The organism is Kitasatospora setae KM-6054 (assembly GCF_000269985.1).
Taxonomy (GTDB): domain Bacteria; phylum Actinomycetota; class Actinomycetes; order Streptomycetales; family Streptomycetaceae; genus Kitasatospora; species Kitasatospora setae.
This window is the reverse complement of record NC_016109.1, coordinates 4,784,156-4,803,100: the sequence shown is the minus strand read 5'-3', so window position 1 is coordinate 4,803,100 and position 18,945 is coordinate 4,784,156. Positions and strand designations below refer to the sequence as shown.

General features: G+C 69.4%; 10 protein-coding genes, 3 rRNA genes and 1 pseudogene. 2 read left to right on the top strand and 12 right to left on the bottom strand.

Going from position 1 to position 18,945, the window contains the following annotated elements; translation table 11 throughout:
- Window positions 1-272: 272 nt before the first annotated feature.
- The 12 genes and pseudogenes from mshD to KSE_RS21335 all read right to left on the bottom strand — a co-directional run bounded on the left by mshD (window position 273) and on the right by KSE_RS21335 (window position 14,765).
- Window positions 273-1,193, bottom strand: coding sequence for a mycothiol synthase (mshD, locus tag KSE_RS21385; RefSeq protein WP_014137420.1), 921 nt, complete (start codon window positions 1,191-1,193; stop codon window positions 273-275).
- A 280-nt stretch (window positions 1,194-1,473) separates the two neighbouring features.
- A 5S ribosomal RNA gene (rrf, locus tag KSE_RS21380) occupies window positions 1,474-1,590 on the bottom strand.
- 76 nt (window positions 1,591-1,666) lie between these two features.
- Window positions 1,667-4,774 (bottom strand): 23S ribosomal RNA (locus tag KSE_RS21375).
- A 291-nt stretch (window positions 4,775-5,065) separates the two neighbouring features.
- Window positions 5,066-6,589 (bottom strand): 16S ribosomal RNA (locus KSE_RS21370).
- The 16S, 23S and 5S rRNA genes sit together here, the layout of an rRNA operon.
- A gap of 532 nt (window positions 6,590-7,121) precedes the next feature.
- Window positions 7,122-8,366 (bottom strand): annotated as a pseudogene (locus KSE_RS21365) (PP2C family protein-serine/threonine phosphatase); the annotation flags it as partial.
- A gap of 285 nt (window positions 8,367-8,651) precedes the next feature.
- A complete protein-coding gene (locus KSE_RS21360; RefSeq protein WP_202524001.1) occupies window positions 8,652-9,980 on the bottom strand; it encodes an NAD(P)/FAD-dependent oxidoreductase in 1,329 nt (442 codons plus the stop codon).
- A gap of 225 nt (window positions 9,981-10,205) precedes the next feature.
- Window positions 10,206-10,778: a hypothetical protein gene (locus KSE_RS21355; protein WP_014137417.1), complete on the bottom strand. Its 573-nt coding sequence runs from the start codon at window positions 10,776-10,778 to the stop codon at window positions 10,206-10,208.
- 124 nt (window positions 10,779-10,902) lie between these two features.
- Window positions 10,903-11,271, bottom strand: coding sequence for a hypothetical protein (locus tag KSE_RS21350; RefSeq protein WP_014137416.1), 369 nt, complete (start codon window positions 11,269-11,271; stop codon window positions 10,903-10,905).
- 2 nt (window positions 11,272-11,273) lie between these two features.
- Entirely contained in the window at window positions 11,274-11,417 is a 144-nt protein-coding gene (locus KSE_RS42935; protein WP_014137415.1) for a hypothetical protein, read from the bottom strand.
- A gap of 164 nt (window positions 11,418-11,581) precedes the next feature.
- A complete protein-coding gene (locus KSE_RS21345; protein WP_014137414.1) occupies window positions 11,582-12,157 on the bottom strand; it encodes a hypothetical protein in 576 nt (191 codons plus the stop codon).
- Entirely contained in the window at window positions 12,154-13,971 is a 1,818-nt protein-coding gene (locus tag KSE_RS21340) for an alpha/beta hydrolase (RefSeq protein WP_051055306.1), read from the bottom strand. Before KSE_RS21340 ends, KSE_RS21345 begins: the two co-directional genes overlap by 4 nt.
- Window positions 13,971-14,765, bottom strand: a complete 795-nt coding sequence (locus KSE_RS21335; protein ID WP_014137412.1) for a WXG100 family type VII secretion target — start codon at window positions 14,763-14,765, stop codon at window positions 13,971-13,973. The genes KSE_RS21340 and KSE_RS21335 overlap by 1 nt, the downstream gene beginning before the upstream one ends.
- An 845-nt stretch (window positions 14,766-15,610) precedes the next feature.
- Between KSE_RS21335 and KSE_RS21330 the strand changes: the two genes are divergently transcribed.
- Window positions 15,611-16,405: a TetR/AcrR family transcriptional regulator gene (locus KSE_RS21330; protein ID WP_081539540.1), complete on the top strand. Its 795-nt coding sequence runs from the start codon at window positions 15,611-15,613 to the stop codon at window positions 16,403-16,405.
- Between the two features lie 427 nt (window positions 16,406-16,832).
- Window positions 16,833-18,875 carry a sigma-70 family RNA polymerase sigma factor gene (locus tag KSE_RS21325; RefSeq protein ID WP_014137410.1) on the top strand — a complete coding sequence of 681 codons (2,043 nt, stop codon included), beginning with the start codon at window positions 16,833-16,835 and terminating at the stop codon, window positions 18,873-18,875.
- The last annotated feature ends 70 nt before the right edge of the window (window positions 18,876-18,945 follow it).

The window sequence follows — 18,945 nt, the reverse complement described above, 5'->3', positions numbered from 1 at the left end:
TCCTGCAGGACGCGGTCCCAGTGGGGCGAAGGGCATGACTCCGCAGGCTGCTCGTCCTCGTCGAACCACGTCCACCCGCCCGGGGAGGCCAGGATCCGCCCGGCCGGGCGGTGGGTGGAGCGGTGACGCGGACGTGGCAATACGGACGACATTCTGTGATCTTCGCGGCGCCGATTGAATCCACGGTAAACACCGCATGGCCAGGAGGAAAGCTGAGTCCGTCGCCCCCGTGGCTGCTAGCGGACGCTCCCTTCCGCCCGCCTCCGACCCGCTCAGCGCTCCCCGGACGGCGCCCAGCGGTACATCAGGTCGACCTCGTGGACCGCGAAACCGAGCCGCTCGTACACCCGGACGGCCGCGGCGTTGTCCGCGTCCACGTACAGCATCACCGTCGGCAGGCCGCGTTCCAGGATCAGGTGCCGCAGGCCCGCCGCCGTCAGCGCCTTCCCCAGGCCATTACCCTGTTCGGCCGGATCCACCCCCACCACGTACACCTCGCCGAGGCCGTCCGGCTGGACCTTCGTCCAGTGGAAGCCCACCAGCCGGCCGTCCCGCTCCGCGAGGAAGAAGCCCTTCGGGTCGAACCAGGGCTCGGCGATCCGCTCCGCCAGGTCGCGCTCCGTCCAGGAGCCCTGCTCCGGGTGGTGCGCGAACGCCAGCGCGTTCAGCGCCAGCCAGGCCGCCTCGTCCCGGCCCGGCTCGAAGGTCCGCAGCTCGACGCCGGCGGGCAGCGGCACCGCGTCCGGCGCCGCCGCGGTGCGCCGCATCTGCCGCAGCTCGCGCACCAGCACCGCGCCGTGCCGCTCGGCCAGGTGCCGGGCGGCCGGCAGTCCGCCGTGCGCCCAGAAGTCCAGCCCGCCCGCGCCCTCGGCCAGCACCGCGTCCACCAGCGCGCCGCCCAGGCCCCGGCCGCGCTCGGCCGGGGCGACCGTCAGCTCCACCGTGCCCGGCCGCTCGCCCTCCAGCTGCGCGTAGCCGACCACCGCGCCGTCCACCGACTGCACCAGGTGCCGCACCCCCGCCCGCGGGCTGTCCGGCCGCACCCGCAGCCGCCCGGCCTCCGACACCGCCTCCCGCCCGTCCGCCCCGGCCGCCGCGGCGAGCAACTCGCGCACCGCCCCCGCCTGCTCGGGCGCCAGCGCCTCGATCCGCTCGATCCGGCCCGCACCTGACGTGTTCTCAGAAGTCCGCATGCCAGCGAGCGTACGTTCTCCGGCCGGTTTTCCGTACGGATCACCGGACCGGGGCGTCCTCCTCCGGCCAGGCCGCCAACGCCAGTTCGGCCCTAGCGGCCGGCTCCGCCGCCTCCCTCACCGCCCTCGGCCGCATCGCCGACGTCGCCGACGTCGTCGCCTTCCTCGCTTCGCACGACGCCCGCTGGGTCACCGGCCGGAATCCCCAGTGGAGATCCGGAAATGCAGAAATGCGAAAAGGGCCCCAGCCTGACGGCTGGAGCCCTTTCCTTGAAAGATTGTTCGGCGGCGTCCTACTCTCCCACAGGGTCCCCCCTGCAGTACCATCGGCGCTGTGAGGCTTAGCTTCCGGGTTCGGAATGTAACCGGGCGTTTCCCTCACGCTATGACCACCGAAACACTATGAAACTGTGCACCACCCACCATGCGGTGGGGGTCGTTGTTTCAGAACAACACAGTGGACGCGAGCAACTGAGGACAAGCCCTCGGCCTATTAGTACCGGTCAACTCCACCCCTCACAGGGCTTCCATATCCGGCCTATCAACCCAGTCGTCTACTGGGAGCCTTACCCTCTCAAGGAGGTGGGAGTGCTCATCTCGAAGCAGGCTTCCCGCTTAGATGCTTTCAGCGGTTATCCCTCCCGAACGTAGCCAACCAGCCATGCCCTTGGCAGGACAACTGGCACACCAGAGGTTCGTCCGTCCCGGTCCTCTCGTACTAGGGACAGCCCTTCTCAACACTCCTACGCGCACAGCGGATAGGGACCGAACTGTCTCACGACGTTCTAAACCCAGCTCGCGTACCGCTTTAATGGGCGAACAGCCCAACCCTTGGGACCTACTCCAGCCCCAGGATGCGACGAGCCGACATCGAGGTGCCAAACCATCCCGTCGATATGGACTCTTGGGGAAGATCAGCCTGTTATCCCCGGGGTACCTTTTATCCGTTGAGCGACGGCGCTTCCACAAGCCACCGCCGGATCACTAGTCCCTACTTTCGTACCTGCTCGACCCGTCAGTCTCACAGTCAAGCTCCCTTGTGCACTTACACTCAACACCTGATTGCCAACCAGGCTGAGGGAACCTTTGGGCGCCTCCGTTACCCTTTAGGAGGCAACCGCCCCAGTTAAACTACCCACCAGACACTGTCCCTGATCCGGATCACGGACCCAGGTTAGACATCCAGCACGACCAGAGTGGTATTTCAACGATGGCTCCACCATGACTGGCGTCACGGCTTCAAAGCCTCCCACCTATCCTACACAAGCCGAACCGAACACCAATATCAAGCTATAGTAAAGGTCCCGGGGTCTTTCCGTCCTGCTGCGCGAAACGAGCATCTTTACTCGTAATGCAATTTCACCGGGCCTGTGGTTGAGACAGTCGAGAAGTCGTTACGCCATTCGTGCAGGTCGGAACTTACCCGACAAGGAATTTCGCTACCTTAGGATGGTTATAGTTACCACCGCCGTTTACTGGCGCTTAAGTTCTCAGCTTCGCCACGACGAATCGTGACTAACCGGTCCCCTTAACGTTCCAGCACCGGGCAGGCGTCAGTCCGTATACATCGCCTTACGGCTTCGCACGGACCTGTGTTTTTAGTAAACAGTCGCTTCTCGCTGGTCTCTGCGGCCACCACCAGCTCAGGGAGCTAAGTCCCGTCACCAGCAATGGCCCCCCTTCTCCCGAAGTTACGGGGGCATTTTGCCGAGTTCCTTAACCACAGTTCACCCGAACGCCTCGGTATTCTCTACCTGACCACCTGAGTCGGTTTGGGGTACGGGCCGCCATGAAACTCGCTAGAGGCTTTTCTCGACAGCATAGGATCATCCACTTCACCACAATCGGCTCGGCATCAGGTCTCAGCCTTGATGAGTGACGGATTTGCCTATCACTCGGCCTACACCCTTACCCCGGGACTACCACCGCCCGGGCTGGACTACCTTCCTGCGTCACCCCATCGCTCACCTACTACAGGCTTGGACCGGCGGCTCCACCACGTCCCATCGTCCGAAGACTCCGGGCCGGCTTCACGGCCTTAGCATCACCTGGTTCGACGTTGGCGCTTCAAAGCGGGTACGGGAATATCAACCCGTTGTCCATCGACTACGCCTGTCGGCCTCGCCTTAGGTCCCGACTTACCCTGGGCAGATCAGCTTGACCCAGGAACCCTTGGTCAATCGGCGCAAGAGTTTCCCACTCTTGTATCGCTACTCATGCCTGCATTCTCACTCGTGAACCGTCCACAACTCGATTCCTCGGCTGCTTCACCCGGCACACGACGCTCCCCTACCCATCACAGCCTCCGTTGGGAGTATTGCTGCAATGACACGACTTCGGTGGTGTGCTTGAGCCCCGCTACATTGTCGGCGCGGAATCACTTGACCAGTGAGCTATTACGCACTCTTTCAAGGGTGGCTGCTTCTAAGCCAACCTCCTGGTTGTCTCTGCGACTCCACATCCTTTCCCACTTAGCACACGCTTAGGGACCTTAGTCGGTGTTCTGGGCTGTTTCCCTCTCGACCATGGAGCTTATCCCCCACAGTCTCACTGCCGCGCTCTCACTTACCGGCATTCGGAGTTTGGCTAAGGTCAGTAACCCGGTGAGGCCCATCGCCTATCCAGTGCTCTACCTCCGGCAAGAAACACGCGACGCTGCACCTAAATGCATTTCGGGGAGAACCAGCTATCACGGAGTTTGATTGGCCTTTCACCCCTAACCACAGGTCATCCCCCAGGTTTTCAACCCTGGTGGGTTCGGTCCTCCACACGGTCTTACCCGCGCTTCAACCTGCCCATGGCTAGATCACTCCGCTTCGGGTCTTGGGCATGCAACTCGAACGCCCTATTCGGACTCGCTTTCGCTACGGCTACCCCACACGGGTTAACCTCGCTACACACCGCAAACTCGCAGGCTCATTCTTCAAAAGGCACGCAGTCACAGCCTAAAAGGCTGCCCCCACGGCTTGTAGGCACACGGTTTCAGGTACTATTTCACTCCGCTCCCGCGGTACTTTTCACCATTCCCTCACGGTACTATCCGCTATCGGTCACCAGGGAATATTTAGGCTTAGCGGGTGGTCCCGCCAGATTCACACGGGATTTCTCGGGCCCCGTGCTACTTGGGAGAAGCTCAAGCGAGCCGTACAGATTTCGTCTACGGGGGTCTTACCCTCTACGCCGGACCTTTCGCATGTCCTTCGACTACCCATACGGTTTCTGACTCGCCCAGCCGCCGGCAGACGACTGAAGAACTTTCCCACAACCCCTTGAGCGCAACCCCTGCCGGGTCTCACACGCTCAAGGTTTGGCCTCATCCGGTTTCGCTCGCCACTACTCCCGGAATCACGGTTGTTTTCTCTTCCTGCGGGTACTGAGATGTTTCACTTCCCCGCGTTCCCTCCACATACCCTATGTGTTCAGGTATGGGTGACAGCCCATGACGACTGCCGGGTTTCCCCATTCGGACACCCCCGGATCAAAGCTCGGTTGACAGCTCCCCGGGGCCTATCGCGGCCTCCCACGTCCTTCATCGGTTCCTGGTGCCAAGGCATCCACCGTGCGCCCTTAAAAACTTGGCCACAGATGCTCGCGTCCACTGTGCAGTTCTCAAACAACGACCAGACACCCAAACCCGACACCCCCAAGACAGGGACGCCCGGCATGAGGCCGGCAACCTGAAGACAACGACCACTGGCCGTTCCCTCAGGACCCAACAACGTGCCCGCCACACCCGCCTCCGGAACACCGCTTTCCACGCCCCGGAAGGGCAGTACTCGCGATCTCCATCACCGTGTGTGCCGAATAGTCAACGTTCCACCCATGAGCTAGCACTCCGGGACATTCGCCCGAAGCTGCCATGTGCTCCTTAGAAAGGAGGTGATCCAGCCGCACCTTCCGGTACGGCTACCTTGTTACGACTTCGTCCCAATCGCTGGTCCCACCTTCGACGGCTCCTCCCCTCACGGGTTAGGCCACCGGCTTCGGGTGTTACCGACTTTCGTGACGTGACGGGCGGTGTGTACAAGGCCCGGGAACGTATTCACCGCAGCATGCTGATCTGCGATTACTAGCAACTCCAACTTCATGGGGTCGAGTTGCAGACCCCAATCCGAACTGAGACCGGCTTTTTGGGATTCGCTCCGCCTCGCGGCATCGCAGCCCTTTGTACCGGCCATTGTAGCACGTGTGCAGCCCAAGACATAAGGGGCATGATGATTTGACGTCGTCCCCACCTTCCTCCGAGTTGACCCCGGCAGTCTCCTGTGAGTCCCCATCACCCCGAAAGGCATGCTGGCAACACAGAACAAGGGTTGCGCTCGTTGCGGGACTTAACCCAACATCTCACGACACGAGCTGACGACAACCATGCACCACCTGTACACCGACCACAAGGGGGCTGATATCTCTACCAGTTTCCGGTGTATGTCAAGCCTTGGTAAGGTTCTTCGCGTTGCGTCGAATTAAGCCACATGCTCCGCTGCTTGTGCGGGCCCCCGTCAATTCCTTTGAGTTTTAGCCTTGCGGCCGTACTCCCCAGGCGGGGAACTTAATGCGTTAGCTGCGGCACCGACGACGTGGAATGTCGCCAACACCTAGTTCCCAACGTTTACGGCGTGGACTACCAGGGTATCTAATCCTGTTCGCTCCCCACGCTTTCGCTCCTCAGCGTCAGTAATGGCCCAGAGATCCGCCTTCGCCACCGGTGTTCCTCCTGATATCTGCGCATTTCACCGCTACACCAGGAATTCCGATCTCCCCTACCACACTCTAGCCTGCCCGTATCGAATGCAGACCCGGGGTTAAGCCCCGGGCTTTCACATCCGACGCGACAGGCCGCCTACGAGCTCTTTACGCCCAATAATTCCGGACAACGCTCGCACCCTACGTATTACCGCGGCTGCTGGCACGTAGTTAGCCGGTGCTTCTTCTGCAGGTACCGTCACTTGCGCTTCTTCCCTGCTGAAAGAGGTTTACAACCCGAAGGCCGTCATCCCTCACGCGGCGTCGCTGCATCAGGCTTTCGCCCATTGTGCAATATTCCCCACTGCTGCCTCCCGTAGGAGTCTGGGCCGTGTCTCAGTCCCAGTGTGGCCGGTCGCCCTCTCAGGCCGGCTACCCGTCGTCGCCTTGGTGGGCCGTTACCCCACCAACAAGCTGATAGGCCGCGGGATCATCCTGAACCGCCGGAGCTTTCCACCACCCCCCATGCGGGAAGCGGTCGTATCCGGTATTAGACCTCGTTTCCAAGGCTTGTCCCAGAGTTCAGGGCAGATTCCCCACGTGTTACTCACCCGTTCGCCACTGATCCACCCCGAAGGGCTTCACCGTTCGACTTGCATGTGTTAAGCACGCCGCCAGCGTTCGTCCTGAGCCAGGATCAAACTCTCCGTGAATGTCTTCACAAAGAGCGGCACGGCGACCAGCCGGAATAGGGCGGCCCCGCGCACTGCGTCCTCGCTAGTGTTACTTCATAAAGGAATCTCCAACCAACCGAACACGTCGGCCGGCCGGGGATGTCAACATATCTGGCGTTGACTTTTGGCACGCTGTTGAGTTCTCAAGGAACGGACGCTTCCTTCGACCGGCCTTCCGACCGCATCTCCGGGCGCTTCGTTCTTTCGTGTTTCCAGCTTAGCAGATGTTTTCCGCTCCGTTTTCCGGAGTTTCATTCGATCCGATCCGCTTTCGTCTTCCGCGACCTGACGGCCCGTCCGACGTTTCAAACTCTAGCCGATCCCCGCTCCGAAAAGCGAATCGGCCGCAATCTCCGAAAACGAGCACGCCGAAATACGAACGAGGACGCGAAAGACACGCCGACCCGCCACGGATCATCGAACTGGTTTCTCAGGGATTGGCCGCCCCGGGACCGTCCACGCAGACCGCGTGCTCGGTGCTCCCTGTCAGGCAACTCGAAGAACTTTACACACCCGTGGGCTCCGGATCAAGTGGCACCTGGAAGACCAGGACCGCGACGTCGTCGTCGTGCTCGGCGGTGACGCCGAGGGCGCGCAGGAGGCGGGAGCAGACGGTGTCGGGGGTGCCGACGGGGCTGGTGAGGGTGCGGGCGAGGTGGTCGATGCCCTGGTCGATGTCCTGGTCGCGGCGTTCGACCAGGCCGTCGGTGTAGAGGACGCCGGTGGTGCCGGGGAGGAGGCGGAGGGTGTGGGAGAGGTGGCCGGCGCCGCCGGTGCCGAGCGGGGGGCCGTTCTGTTCCTCGCCGCGCAGGACGGTGCCGTCGGGGCCGCGCAGGAGGAGGGGGAGGTGGCCGGCGGAGGCGTAGACGAGGGTGGTGGCGGCCGGGTCCCAGACGGCGTAGGTGCAGGTGGCGATCTGGTTGGCGTCGATCTCCATGGCGAGGCCGTCGAGGAGGGTCATCACCTCGTGCGGGGGGAGGTCGAGGCGGGCGTAGGCGCGGACGGCGGTGCGGAGCTGGCCCATGACGGCGGCGGCGCGCAGGCCGCGGCCCATGACGTCGCCGATGACGAGGGCGGTGCGGCCGCCGCCGAGGCCGATCACGTCGTACCAGTCGCCGCCGACCGCGGCGTCGGCTCCGCCGGGCTGGTAGGTGGCGGCGACGTGGAGGGTGTCGGGCTGTTCGAGCTTCTGCGGGAGGAGGCTGTGCTGGAGGGTGACGGCGGCTTCGCGCTGGCGGCGTTCGGCTTCGCGGAGGCGGCCGGCGGACTGGACCTGGTCGGTGACCTCGGTGGCGAAGACCAGGACGCCGGCGGGGGCGGCGTGCTCGTCGGGGCCGAGCGGGACGCAGGCGATGTTGTAGTAGCGGTTGCCGCCGAGGCCGAGGATGCAGCGGGACTTCACGCTGCGCGGGCGTCCGCTGCGCAGGACCTGGTCGAGCAGCGGGAGCACGCCGAGGGTGGCGAGCTCGGGCAGGGATTCGGCGGCGGGACGGCCGGGGGTGCGGGCGCCGAACAGCTCGCGGTAGGCCTGGTTGGCGTAGCCGAGGTGGTGCTGGGGCCCGTGGGTGAGGGCGACGGGGGCGGGCAGGCGGCGCAGGACGTCGTGCAGGTCGTAGGGCTGCTCGGCGTCGCGGGGGTCGTGACAGGGGGCGGCCGGATCGCGCGGGCCGGGGACGGTGACGGATTCGTCCGCGGTGGCGGGGGTGGCCCGCCAGGTGGCTCCGGTGAGCCGGGCGCTCCAGCGCATGAGGTTCAACGTCGGCCGCTTCCTCGGGGACTGATGGGGGGTGGTGCCTGCAGAGAGGGCCCTTGCAGTGTGATGATCACAACGCGTGGGCACCGTCGCACTCGCCGTAATGATTCCGTCGGGGTTGATCCTGTCAGGCTCCGGCGTGATTCCGGAAGTCGCGCCCCCGGTACGGCGCGTTCCGGAGAACGCGCGCCGGGGGTGCGCTTCAGTGCGCCGGGAAAGGGCCGCAGGAGGAGAGGGGGGAGAAGAGAGGGAAGGGAGGGCGGAGGTGGGAAGGGGACGGGGGGAGAGTCAGGTACCGGGGCCGCTGGTGAAGCCCGACTCGAACTCGGCCCGAGGGTGCTCGATGGTGCCCAGCGAGACGATCTCGCGCTGGAAGAGGCCGCCGAACAGCCAGTCCGTCAGCACCCGGATCCGGCGCTCCCGGGTCGGCAGCCGGCGCAACTGGCGGGCGCGGTGCAGCCACCAGGCGCGGCGGCCGGTGAGCCGGGTGCCGCGGCGGGTGTGGGCGACGGCGCGGCGCAGGCCGAGCGAGGTGGAGCAGGCGGGCTGGTCGGGGCGGTAGTCGGCGAGGGGCTGGCCGGCCAGTTCGGCGGCCAGGTTCTCGGCGAGCAGTCTGGCCTGGGCCAGGGCGTGTTGGGCGTTCGGGGCGCAGGGTTCGCCGGTGAGGTCGGGGACGGAGGCGCAGTCCCCGGCGGCCCAGGCGTCGGGCAGCGGGGTGCCGTCGGGGGCGGCGATCCGCAGGGTGGGGAGACAGGTGATCCGGCCGGCGCCGTCGAGCGGGAGGTCGGTGAGCGAGAGGACGGGCGCGGGGCGGATGCCGGCCGTCCAGACCAGGGTGCGGGCGGCGAAGCGGCTGCCGTCGGAGAGCAGCATCAGCCGGTCGGTGGCGGACTCCAGAGTGGTGGAGAGCCGGACGTCGATGTTGCGTTCGCGCAGTTCGGCGAGGGTGTGGGTGGCGAGTTCGGGGGTCTCCTCGCCGAGGATGCGGTCCTTCGCCTCGACCAGGATCCAGCGCAGGTCGTCCGGGTCGAGGTTGTGGTACCCCTTGGTGGCGGTGCGGGCCATGTCCTCCAGTTCGGCGAGCGCGCCGACACCTGCGTAGCCGGCCCCGACGAAGACGAACGTCAGTGCGGCGTGCCGGAGTTCGGGGTCGCGGGTGGAGGAGGCCAGGTCGAGCTGCTCCAGCACGTGGTTGCGCAGGGCGACCGCCTCGCCGACGGTCGCGAAGCCCATGCCGTGCTCGGCCAAGCCCGGCACGGGGGCGGTCCGGGAGACCGAGCCGGGGGCCATCACCAGGACGTCGTACCGGACTTCGGTGGGCAGTCGGAGTTCGCCGCGCGGCGCCGCGTCCACCCAGGCGGTGCGGGTGGCGTGGTCGATCCGGGTGACCCGGGCGGTGAGCACCCGGCAGTCGGGGAGCGCGGCGCGCAGCGGCACGACGACGTGGCGCGGGTCGATGGAACCGGCCGCGACCTCGGCCAGCAGCGGCTGGAACGTCAGGTAGGGCTGCGGCTCGACGATCGTCAGCTCGACCCGGCGGTCCCTCAACCGGGCGCGCAGCAACTGCTGGAGACGCAGCGCGGCGCTCAGTCCGGCGCAGCCGCCGCCGATGATCAGGACTCGAATGGGGCACCTCCGGCCGCCCTGGGGCTGTGACCCGTTTCACGTTCCCCCTATGACGCACCCGGGGGCGGCGTCTTGTCCACACTCCGGGCCGGATCGGTCCGAATCCGGCCGGGAAAAGCGGCCCGGAACGCACCGCACCGCGCCACCCCGGCCGGCAGCACGGCGGGCGCGGCCGGCGCGGCGCGGCGGACGGACGCCACCGGCGGGGCGGACGGGTCAGTGCGACCAGTAGGAGTGGTCCTGCTGGCCGGCGGGGTGGTGGCTGGCGAGCGGGAGGGGGGTCTGGGTGTCCGGGAACGGGTTGCCGCCGCTACGGAACTTCGTCTTCGACACCCATGCCCTGATGACCACCGCGCTGCCCTCGGCGTCCACCATGACGTGTGCCTTGTCCGGGCAGGTCGCCGCCGTGTACTTCCGCCGGTCGTCCGGTTCCTTGGTGTCGACCGTGCAGCCCTGGGCCGTCCAGTCCTTCTCCACCTGGTCGAGCAGGGCGTCCTTCTTCCCCTCGGCGATCCGCTCCTCCAGGGAGTCCTCCCGCTCGACCTCGGCGTAGCCGGTGTTGTTGCCGACCACGTTCCGTTCCTCGGCGTAGGTGAACCCGACGTACGGCGTGAGCGTCACCGCCGGGGTGATCGCCTTGGCCGTCCCGGCGATCAGCGAGTCGATCCGCTGCTGCGCCGCGGTCGGGTCACCGAGCGGCCCGAGATCCTCCGAGCCGGAACAGCCGGCGGTGAGCGTCACCGCCAGCAGGACGGTGGCGAAGGCGGCGAACGGGGTTCGGGTCCTCAACAGTGGTTCTCCTTGGTCGTGTTGCCACCGTTGCCGGTGACGATGTCGGTCACGTCGCCCGGGGATCCACAGGATCTGCCGGACGGTTCAGGCACCCGTTTGCGATCGCCGGTACGGGAGCCGGTCACTTCTTGGGCGGGGTGCCGTCCGGCCAGACGCACGGCGAGGAGACGGACAGGGTCAGGAGCTTGCTCGAGTCCGAACTCTCGATCAGTCCGATGGCGAAGCCGTCGGCGGCGTTCTGGTACATCACGGCGCTGGAATCGCGCCATTTCTCGGTGAAGCCCCTCGCGCGCACCTTCTGCTCGAAGGCGTCGAAGACGGCCTTGTTCCCTTCCGGCTTGCCGTTGGGGAACCTGGTGTTCAGGGCACCCTCCGCCCTGGTGATGGTGGGCTTCAGCTGGTCGTGGGTGAGCCCGCAGGAGGCCAGCAGCAGGGCCGCGGCGGGGATGGTGATCAGTCGCAGGTGTCGTAGGTGTCGTAGGTGTCGCATGGTCAGTCCAGCCCCCCGGTGATGACACGCCCCTTCGTCCGCGGGGAGGCGCCGTCGCTGTTCCAGTAGTCAAAGTGGCCGACTCCGGAGGCGGTCGGCAGGACGTTCGCGCCGAACCCGCCGTTGACCGGGTCGCGGCCGTACATCAGGTGGTTGTCGCAGGTGAGGAGAGTGCCGGCGAGGTCGTCCGGACTCGCCGAGTTCGCGCAGTCGATGCAGTGCGAGAGGCCCTGCGGCGCTCCTCCGCCCGGTGAGCCGCCCCGGCCGCCCTGCCGGGCTTGGCGGCGGGGCGGCGGGGGCGGCGCGGTGATCAGTGCGACCAGTAGGGGTGGTCACGCTTCCCGACGGGGGTCTCGCTGGCGGTCGGCCGAGGGGAGAGGGTGTTCGGGAACGGGCTGGGGCCGCTCCCGAGCTTCGTCTTCTCCACCAGGGCCTTGACGAGCGCCACGCCGTCCTTGCCGATCTCCACGACGGCCACGGCCTTGTCCGCGCAGGTCGCCGACACGTACACCCGCAGGCTGTCGGACTTCTCGGCGCCGACCGTACAGCCCTGGTCGCTCCAGTACTTCTCCGCCTGCCCCAACAGGACGCGTTGCTTCCCCTCGGCGATCCGCTCCTCCAGGTAGCTCTGCCGCTCCACCTCGGTGTAGCCCGTGTTGTTGTTGATCCCGTTCCGCTCCTCGCGGTAGCGGTACCACCAGTCCTGCCGAGGTGGCACTGCCGGGGTGATCGCCTTGAGCGTCCCGTCGATCAGCGAGTCGATCCGCTGCTGCGCCGCGGCCGGGTCACCGAGCGGCCCGAGATCCTCGGAACCGGAGCAGCCGGCGGTGAGCGTCACCGCCAGCAGGACGGCGGCGAAGGCGGCGAACGGGGTTCGGGGACTCAACGAGGGCTCTGCTTGGTCGCGTTGCCACCGTTGCCGGTGACGATCTCGGCCATGTTGGCCAGGGAGGCACTGGGGTCCTTCTTCTGCCTCTCGTCGCGGAAGTCCCAGTAGTCGGAGTGCGAGTCGGCGCTCAGCTCGGGCCCGGGTTCGACGGCGAAGCGGTTGCCGCCGAACTCACGGCTCGCCGGGTCCTGGCCGAACCACAGCTCGTGCTCGTCCACGAGGTGTCCGACGCCGTAGCCCCCGCCACCGCCGACGACCGCCCCGGTGATCAATCCGAGCGGTCCGAAACCGGCGCCGGCCGCCGCTCCGATGTACCCGCCGACCCCCATGCCGGTGCTCTCGGCTCCGCTCGGCAGGTGGGTGACCGGGTCGTTCTCGGCGGCGCCCACCCAGACGTGCTTGGGGTCGATGCCGAGCTGGTCGGCGCGCTGGGCGCCGGTGCCGGGGCTGCCCACCAGGATGATGTCGTCGACGGGGAGGCCGCCGGGGCGCTGGGCGGCCTGGCCGACGGTGAACGAGCCGTACGAGTGGCCCAGGGCGGTCATGTGCGCGGGTTCGCCCTCGTGGGTGGCCCGCAGGCCCTGGACGAAGGTCTGGTAGGAGGCGCCGCCCCGCTCGGCCCGCTCGGTGCCCGCGACGGCGAGGCTGTCCAGGGTGGCCCCTTCCAGTTGCGGGGCGTCGTAGCCGATCCAGGTGATCGAGGCGACGTCCTTGCTGGGGTCGGCGGCCTTCGAGGCGGTCCACAGGTCCTTGGCCCGGTCGGCGTCGCCACCGCCGGCACCGCCGATCTTGGTGCCGAGGCCGGGCACGTAGGAGACCACGTCGGTGGCGGTGTCCGGGTTGCCGAAGGAGATCGCGGCCCGGCCCTGGCCGACCGTGTCGATCGCGAGCAGGTAGGGCTGCGGGTTGCTCTCCGGCATCTTCCGGTGCGCCTCGTCCTCGCTGGCCACCCGCTGCTTGATCGCCCGGAAACCGGTCAGCTGCTCCTGCTCCGCGGCGCTGAGTTGGCCCCGGTTCTCCAGCTGGCTGATGGTGCGGTCGAGGTTGGCCCGGTTGGCCTGGTCGCGGACCGGGGACGGGATGCCGTCGAGGTTGCCGATCTGCTGGGGGTGGTTCTGGAGCAGGCGCTGCTGCTCCTCCGGGGGGAGGCCCTTCCACCAGGCGTTGACCTGGGTCGGGGAGCTGCCCTGCTTGGGTATCGCGGAGTCGACCAGGTCCTCCTTGCGGAGGTTGCGCATCGCGTTGAGGCCGCCCGCGATCCGGGTGAGTCCCTTGCCGGTGCGGGCGTCGTCGGTGAGCGCGCGCAGGCGTTCGGAGATGACCTGGTCGGCGTGCTCGGCCTCCTTCAGGACCTGCTCGATCTGCATGCCGTAGGCGGTCGCCTGCATCTCGCGGGCCTGCTGCTGGAACATCTGGTCGATGGTGATGCCCTGGTCGGGCGCGGTGGGCGTGGCCGGCTGCCAGGAGACCGAGCCGTCCGCGCCGACCTGGTAGCCGTCGGCCTTGGCGTCCGTGAGGAGGGCGGCGAGCTTGTTCTGGGCGAGCATGAAGGCTTCGGCGCCCTCGCGCAGGACCGGGGCGATGCTGCACAGTTCGCCGGCCGCCGCCTGCACCTTGATGCCGGTCTCGCTCAGCGAGGCGTCCGCCTTGTCGGCGGCCTGGCCGGTCCAGCCGGAATTGCGGGCCCGGCCCTGGACGCCGTTGTTCCAGGTGCTGGAGTGGTCGGCGAAGGCGCTGCCGATCCGGTCGTACGCGTCCGCGGCCGCGAACATCCCGTCGTAGCGGCCGTCCTGCAGAGTCTTGATGTCCATCACAGGCCCCGGGCGTTGCGGTCGAAGTAGAACGCGCGCGGGTCGGCGGGCTGTTCCACGTGGTGGATCTCGAACTCGGGCTCGGGCGCGGGCGCGGGCGCGGGGTCGAAGGCGTCGCGGAAGCGCTCGGACTGCTCGGGCGGGAGCTTGTAGGGCGCGCCGGTGCCGAAGCCGTCGGGGACGACCGGGACGGGGTTCGGGGCGGGCGGGTCGAAGGCGCGGCGGAAGCGGTCGGACTCGCCCGGCGGGATCAGGTACGGCTTGGTGGTGACCTGCGGGCCGTCGAACGGGCCCGGGACGCGCGCCGCCTCGTCCGGGGTGAGCAGGTGCGGCTGGGTCGTGACCTGCGGGCCGTCGAAGGCGCCGCGCAGCAGCCGCTCTCCGACCGGGGTCGCCCGGCCCGGAGCACCCGCGCCCGCGCTGGCGAGGGACGGGCCGCTGAGGGCGCGCACGTTGGAGTCGGTCGGGACCAGGCCCTGGTTCGCGCCCTCCTCGCCCTTGCGGTAGTTCGCCGCGGTCTGGATCAGCTTGTCGCCCTGGGAGTCCATCTCCCGGGAGAGCTCGTCCAGCACCCGCCGCCACTCGTCCGTGCAGGCGTTCAGCTCGATCCCGGTCCGCCAACCCCGCAGGCCGCCCTCGGCCTGGTCGGAGGCAGCCAGAACGGCCGTGGTCTCACCGGGAATCGTCTCCGCAGTCTGCCGCGCCGTCCGGCCGGACTGCTCCAACTCGTCCGGGGAGACGGCGAAACCGCTGCCGCCCCCGCCGCCCCCCGTTTCGATCGGCTGTCGCCCCATCGTGCCCCCCATGGCTCGCGTTGCGTGTGGTCGCGTGTAGTTGTCGTGACGAATGTGTCGGCCACGCTATCGGGGAACGGGTGGGGCGGAAGGGGAAACGTGTACTGCCCACCGTTGCCGCAAGGCCGAAGCGGCACCTTTCGGGCGAACTGATGATCAGTCAAGGTCCGGCAAAGGAAGGCGAGTCGGGGCGAATCCAGACGTTCCACTTCGGCCCTCCGACCTGTGATCCGCCTCACAGCGGAGCCGCCCGCCCGGCAGGCTTCGGACGGCGGGCGGACGGCGGGCGGACGGGCGGTCGGGCCGGGGGTGGCGGACGGGTCGACTCGGGGTTGTGTGCGGGCGTCGCACGGATGCGTCGGTCGCGCCATCAGGGGGTGGGCGGGATGGAAAGGGGAACGTGTACGGTCGACCGGTGCGGCGGTGATTCGGGTTTACGGCTGACGCACAGTCAAGATCGGGCAAAGAAAGGCGAGTCGGGGACGGAGCGGACGTTTCGGCCCGGATCCTCGGCCCGCGCTCCCGTCGACGCCGTCAGCCCCGGTCCGGAGGGGTGTGCGTGAGGGGATTTGTCCGTAGCTGGGGCCCGGATCGGACCGGACCGGGCCGACGAGTGGTCCACTTATGCGGCGAACTTCCCTGAACTATGGTCGGATTGTGCTTCGGACCGCCGATGGTGCCGGTCCGTTCGTTCCTGGACCTGGTGGTGTCGACCCGGACTGCACGGGAGCCAACCGGGGAAGGTAGTGCGCGGACGTCGGGCCACGACCGGTGCCGGCGGCGCACTCCAGGGGGCGCAGTAGCGTTCGGGTACCCGGGACGGGGTGCCTCGGGGGAGGTTGGGCATGGCTGAGCAGGATCAACTGGCGGGGCGGGCCCCGGCTACGGGGTTCGGGAGGACCGCGGTGGACGTGGTGCCGGAGCAGCGCGGCCCCGACGGGCGGGAGCGGTACGCCTTCCCGTCCGGGGAGCAGCAGGCCGAGGGCGGCCGCGGCGCGAACTCGCGCCTGCGGGTGGACGCCCGGCGGAACCTGGAGAGCGTGCTGCGGGCCGCCCGCGAGGTCTTCGGCGAACTCGGTTACGGCGCGCCGATGGAGGAGGTCGCCCGGCGGGCCGGGGTCGGCGTCGGCACCGTGTACCGGCGCTTCCCGAGCAAGGAGGTGCTGGTCCAGCGGATCGCCGCCGAGGAGGTGTCCTGGCTGACCGCGCAGGCCCGGGAGTCGCTGTACGGCGGGCTGACCGGCCCGTGGGACGCGCTGGCGGGCTTCCTGCAGCGGGCGGCGGCCTCGGGCGCCGGGCGGCTGCTGCCGCCGGAGGCGTTCCGGTACGCCGAGGAGATCGGCCGGGTGCCCGAGCAGCGCGGCACCGAGCTGCGGGCGTTCGGCGGCGCGCCGGTGGCCGAGGGCGAGCAGGGCGCCGACCCGCGGCTGCTGCTGCAACTGCTGGCGGCCCTGGTGGCCCGGGCGGGCGCGGCCGGCGAGCTGCGCCCCGGGGTGTCGGTGGCCGACGTGGTGCTGGTGCTGACCGCGGCGGTGCCGGTGCACGCCTCGGCGGCCGTCCCGGTGCGCGAGGGCGACCCCGAGGGCGGGGCGGGGCACCGGCTGCTGCAGATCCTGTTGCAGGGGCTGCGCGCGGCCTGAACACCGCTGTCGTGCCGGGTTCTTGACGGCACGCGGGGTCTGCCGCGGCGCGCGGGGTCCTTGCCCGGGCACGGGGAGCCTTGACGGCACAGGGGGACTTGACGGTGCGTACGGATCGCCGCCCGGCGGGGGGCCGGGTCGCGGCTCCGGCGCGCCGTTCGGGTGACGGGGGGCGGCCGGGAGCGGCCCCCGGGGCCGGCGGCGCGCGGGACGTTCCGGGTACGCGCGGTGCCTGCGCCGCCGCGCCCCGAACACTTCCGCGAACGGCGGCCCGGACGGGTGGGAGGCGGCGGACCCGGCTACCGGTGCCCGCTGCGCTATGCCATTCTTTGCCCGTGGTTGGAGCCATTGTCCCGTTGCGCACCGTGACCGCCGTCGACTCCGGGGGGCGGTCCCGACCGTGCGCCGTGCACCGGGGCGGTGCCAGGTGAACCCCGACGAGCAGGGCGACCCGGGCGAGTCCGGCTCCGGCCTGGAGACGCCGGGCCAGGTCCCGGACCAGGGCGGCAGTCCGGCCCGCGAGTCGCTGCACGGCCGGGTGCCCGGCCAGGCGGCGGCCGGGCGGGGCGGCGTCGCCCCCGAGGCGTTCATCGGCGAGGAGTTCCCGGTGCGCGCCGTGGTGCCCGCCCCCGCCGATCCGGTGGACGGTGAACGGCCGCCCTCCGACTCGGAGTTGACGGCCCGGGTGCGGGCCGGGGACGACGCCGCGTACGAGGAGATCTACCGCCGGCACGCGGACGCCGTCCGCCGCTACGCCCGGACCTGCTGCCGGGACAGCTTCACCGCGGAGGACCTCGCGGGCGAGGTGTTCGCCCGCACCCTGCAGGCGCTGAAGGCGGGCAAGGGGCCCGAGTTCGCCGTCCGGGCCTACCTGTTGACCGCGGTGCGGAACGTGGCCGCGGCCTGGGCCAGGTCGGACCGGCGCGAGCAGCTGATCGACGACTTCACCGGTTTCGCCGAAGCCTCCGCCGCCACCGTCGAGTTCGACCTCGCCGACCCGGGCGCGGACGCCTGGGCGCTGGCCCTCGCCGACCAGCGGATGGTGATGCGCGCGTACGCCGAACTGCCCGAGGACGACCGGGTGGTGCTCTGGCACACCGAGGTCGAGCGGGAGTCGCCGAAGACCGTCGCGGTGATGCTCGGCAAGACCGCCAACGCCACCGCCGTCCAGGCCCACCGGGCCCGCGACCGGCTGGCCGCCGCGTTCCTGCAGGCGCACGTGTCGGGCAGCCAGGAGTCCGGCTGCGCGGGGTACGCCAACCGGCTCGGCGCGTACGCCCGCGGCTCGCTGCGCAAGCGCGCCTCGGCGGAGGTCGGCAAGCACGTGCAGGACTGCGCGAGGTGCACCGCCGCGTACCTCGAACTCGCCGACATCAACCACAGCCTGCGGGCCGTGCTGCCCGGCGGGGCGCTGCTCTGGATCGGCACCGGCTGGTTCACCGTCGCGGCCGCGGCCGTCGGCGGGGCCGCCGTCACCGGCGCGGTGGTCGGCGGGGCGGCGGTGGCCGGCGGCGGGGCTGCGGCGACGGCTGGTGGGACGACGGCGGGCACCGCCGGGGCGGCGGGTGGCGCCGGGTCGTCCGGCGGCGGGGCGGCCGGAGCGGCGGGGGAAGGGCTCGGCACCGCCGCGAAGGCCGGCATCGCGGCCGGCATCGCCGTGGTCGCGGCGGCGGTCGCCGCGTTCGCGCTCACCGGCTCGCCGGAGCCCGCGCCGCCGGAGGCCGCGCCGCCGGCGGTGAGCGCCGTGCCGGAGGCACCGCTGCCGCCCGCGCCCGCCCCGAGGCCGTCGCCCACGCCGCCGCCCGCCCCGACGCCGAGCCCCAGCCCGACGCCGTCCCCCACGCCGAGCCGCCCGCCGTCGCCGTCGCCGTCGCCCTCGCCCTCGGCGAAGCGGGTGCCGCCGCCGGCCGCGTCCCCGGACCCGGTGCCGACCCCGGTGCCGACCCCGGTGCCGACCCCGGCGCCGACTCCGACGCCGTCACCCACGCCGACGCCGACCCCGACGCCGAGCCCGAGCCCGACGGTGGCGCCGGCCCGCCAGTTCTGGCTGGACGAGGTGCCGCTGAACCGGGGCCACCGCGACGCCGCCGGCACGCCGAGCATCCGCGGCGGCGGCCAGGTGCTGCAGCGGCCGTCGGCCTGGCTGAGCGGCACCCGCTACCAGCACGTGCTGGCGGCCCGGGTGCCGTCCCGGGTGACCGTCGACCTGAACCGGCCGTGCCGCTCGTTCGACGCCGTCGCGGGCCTGGACGACTTCGGCGTCACGTACGGCGAGGTGGTGTTCTCGGTGCAGGACGAGGACGGGCGGGTGCTGTGGAGCTCCCCCGCGCTCTCCGCGGGGGACCGCCCGGTCGCCGTGCACGTGCCGCTGGACGGGCTGTCGTCGATCCGGCTGGTGGTCACCCCGGTGCGCGGCTCGCTGCCGGTGATCGACCTGGGCGACTGGGCGCAGGCCCGGATCACCTGCTGACGGGGGACGGCGGGCCCGCGCCGCCCGCCGTCCCGTCCGCCGCCGCGGGGTGCCGTGCCGTGCTGTGCCG

Bases quoted from the DNA above. Each gene is read 5' to 3' on its own strand.
- mshD (WP_014137420.1), bottom strand. From the start codon at position 1,193: ATGCGGACTTCTGAGAACACGTCAGGTGCGGGCCGGATCGAGCGGATC.
- KSE_RS21350 (WP_014137416.1), bottom strand. From the start codon at position 11,271: ATGCGACACCTACGACACCTACGACACCTGCGACTGATCACCATCCCC.
- KSE_RS42935 (WP_014137415.1), bottom strand. From the start codon at position 11,417: ATGTACGGCCGCGACCCGGTCAACGGCGGGTTCGGCGCGAACGTCCTG.
- KSE_RS21340 (WP_051055306.1), bottom strand. From the start codon at position 13,971: ATGGACATCAAGACTCTGCAGGACGGCCGCTACGACGGGATGTTCGCG.
- KSE_RS21335 (WP_014137412.1), bottom strand. From the start codon at position 14,765: ATGGGGCGACAGCCGATCGAAACGGGGGGCGGCGGGGGCGGCAGCGGT.
- KSE_RS21330 (WP_081539540.1), top strand. From the start codon at position 15,611: ATGGCTGAGCAGGATCAACTGGCGGGGCGGGCCCCGGCTACGGGGTTC.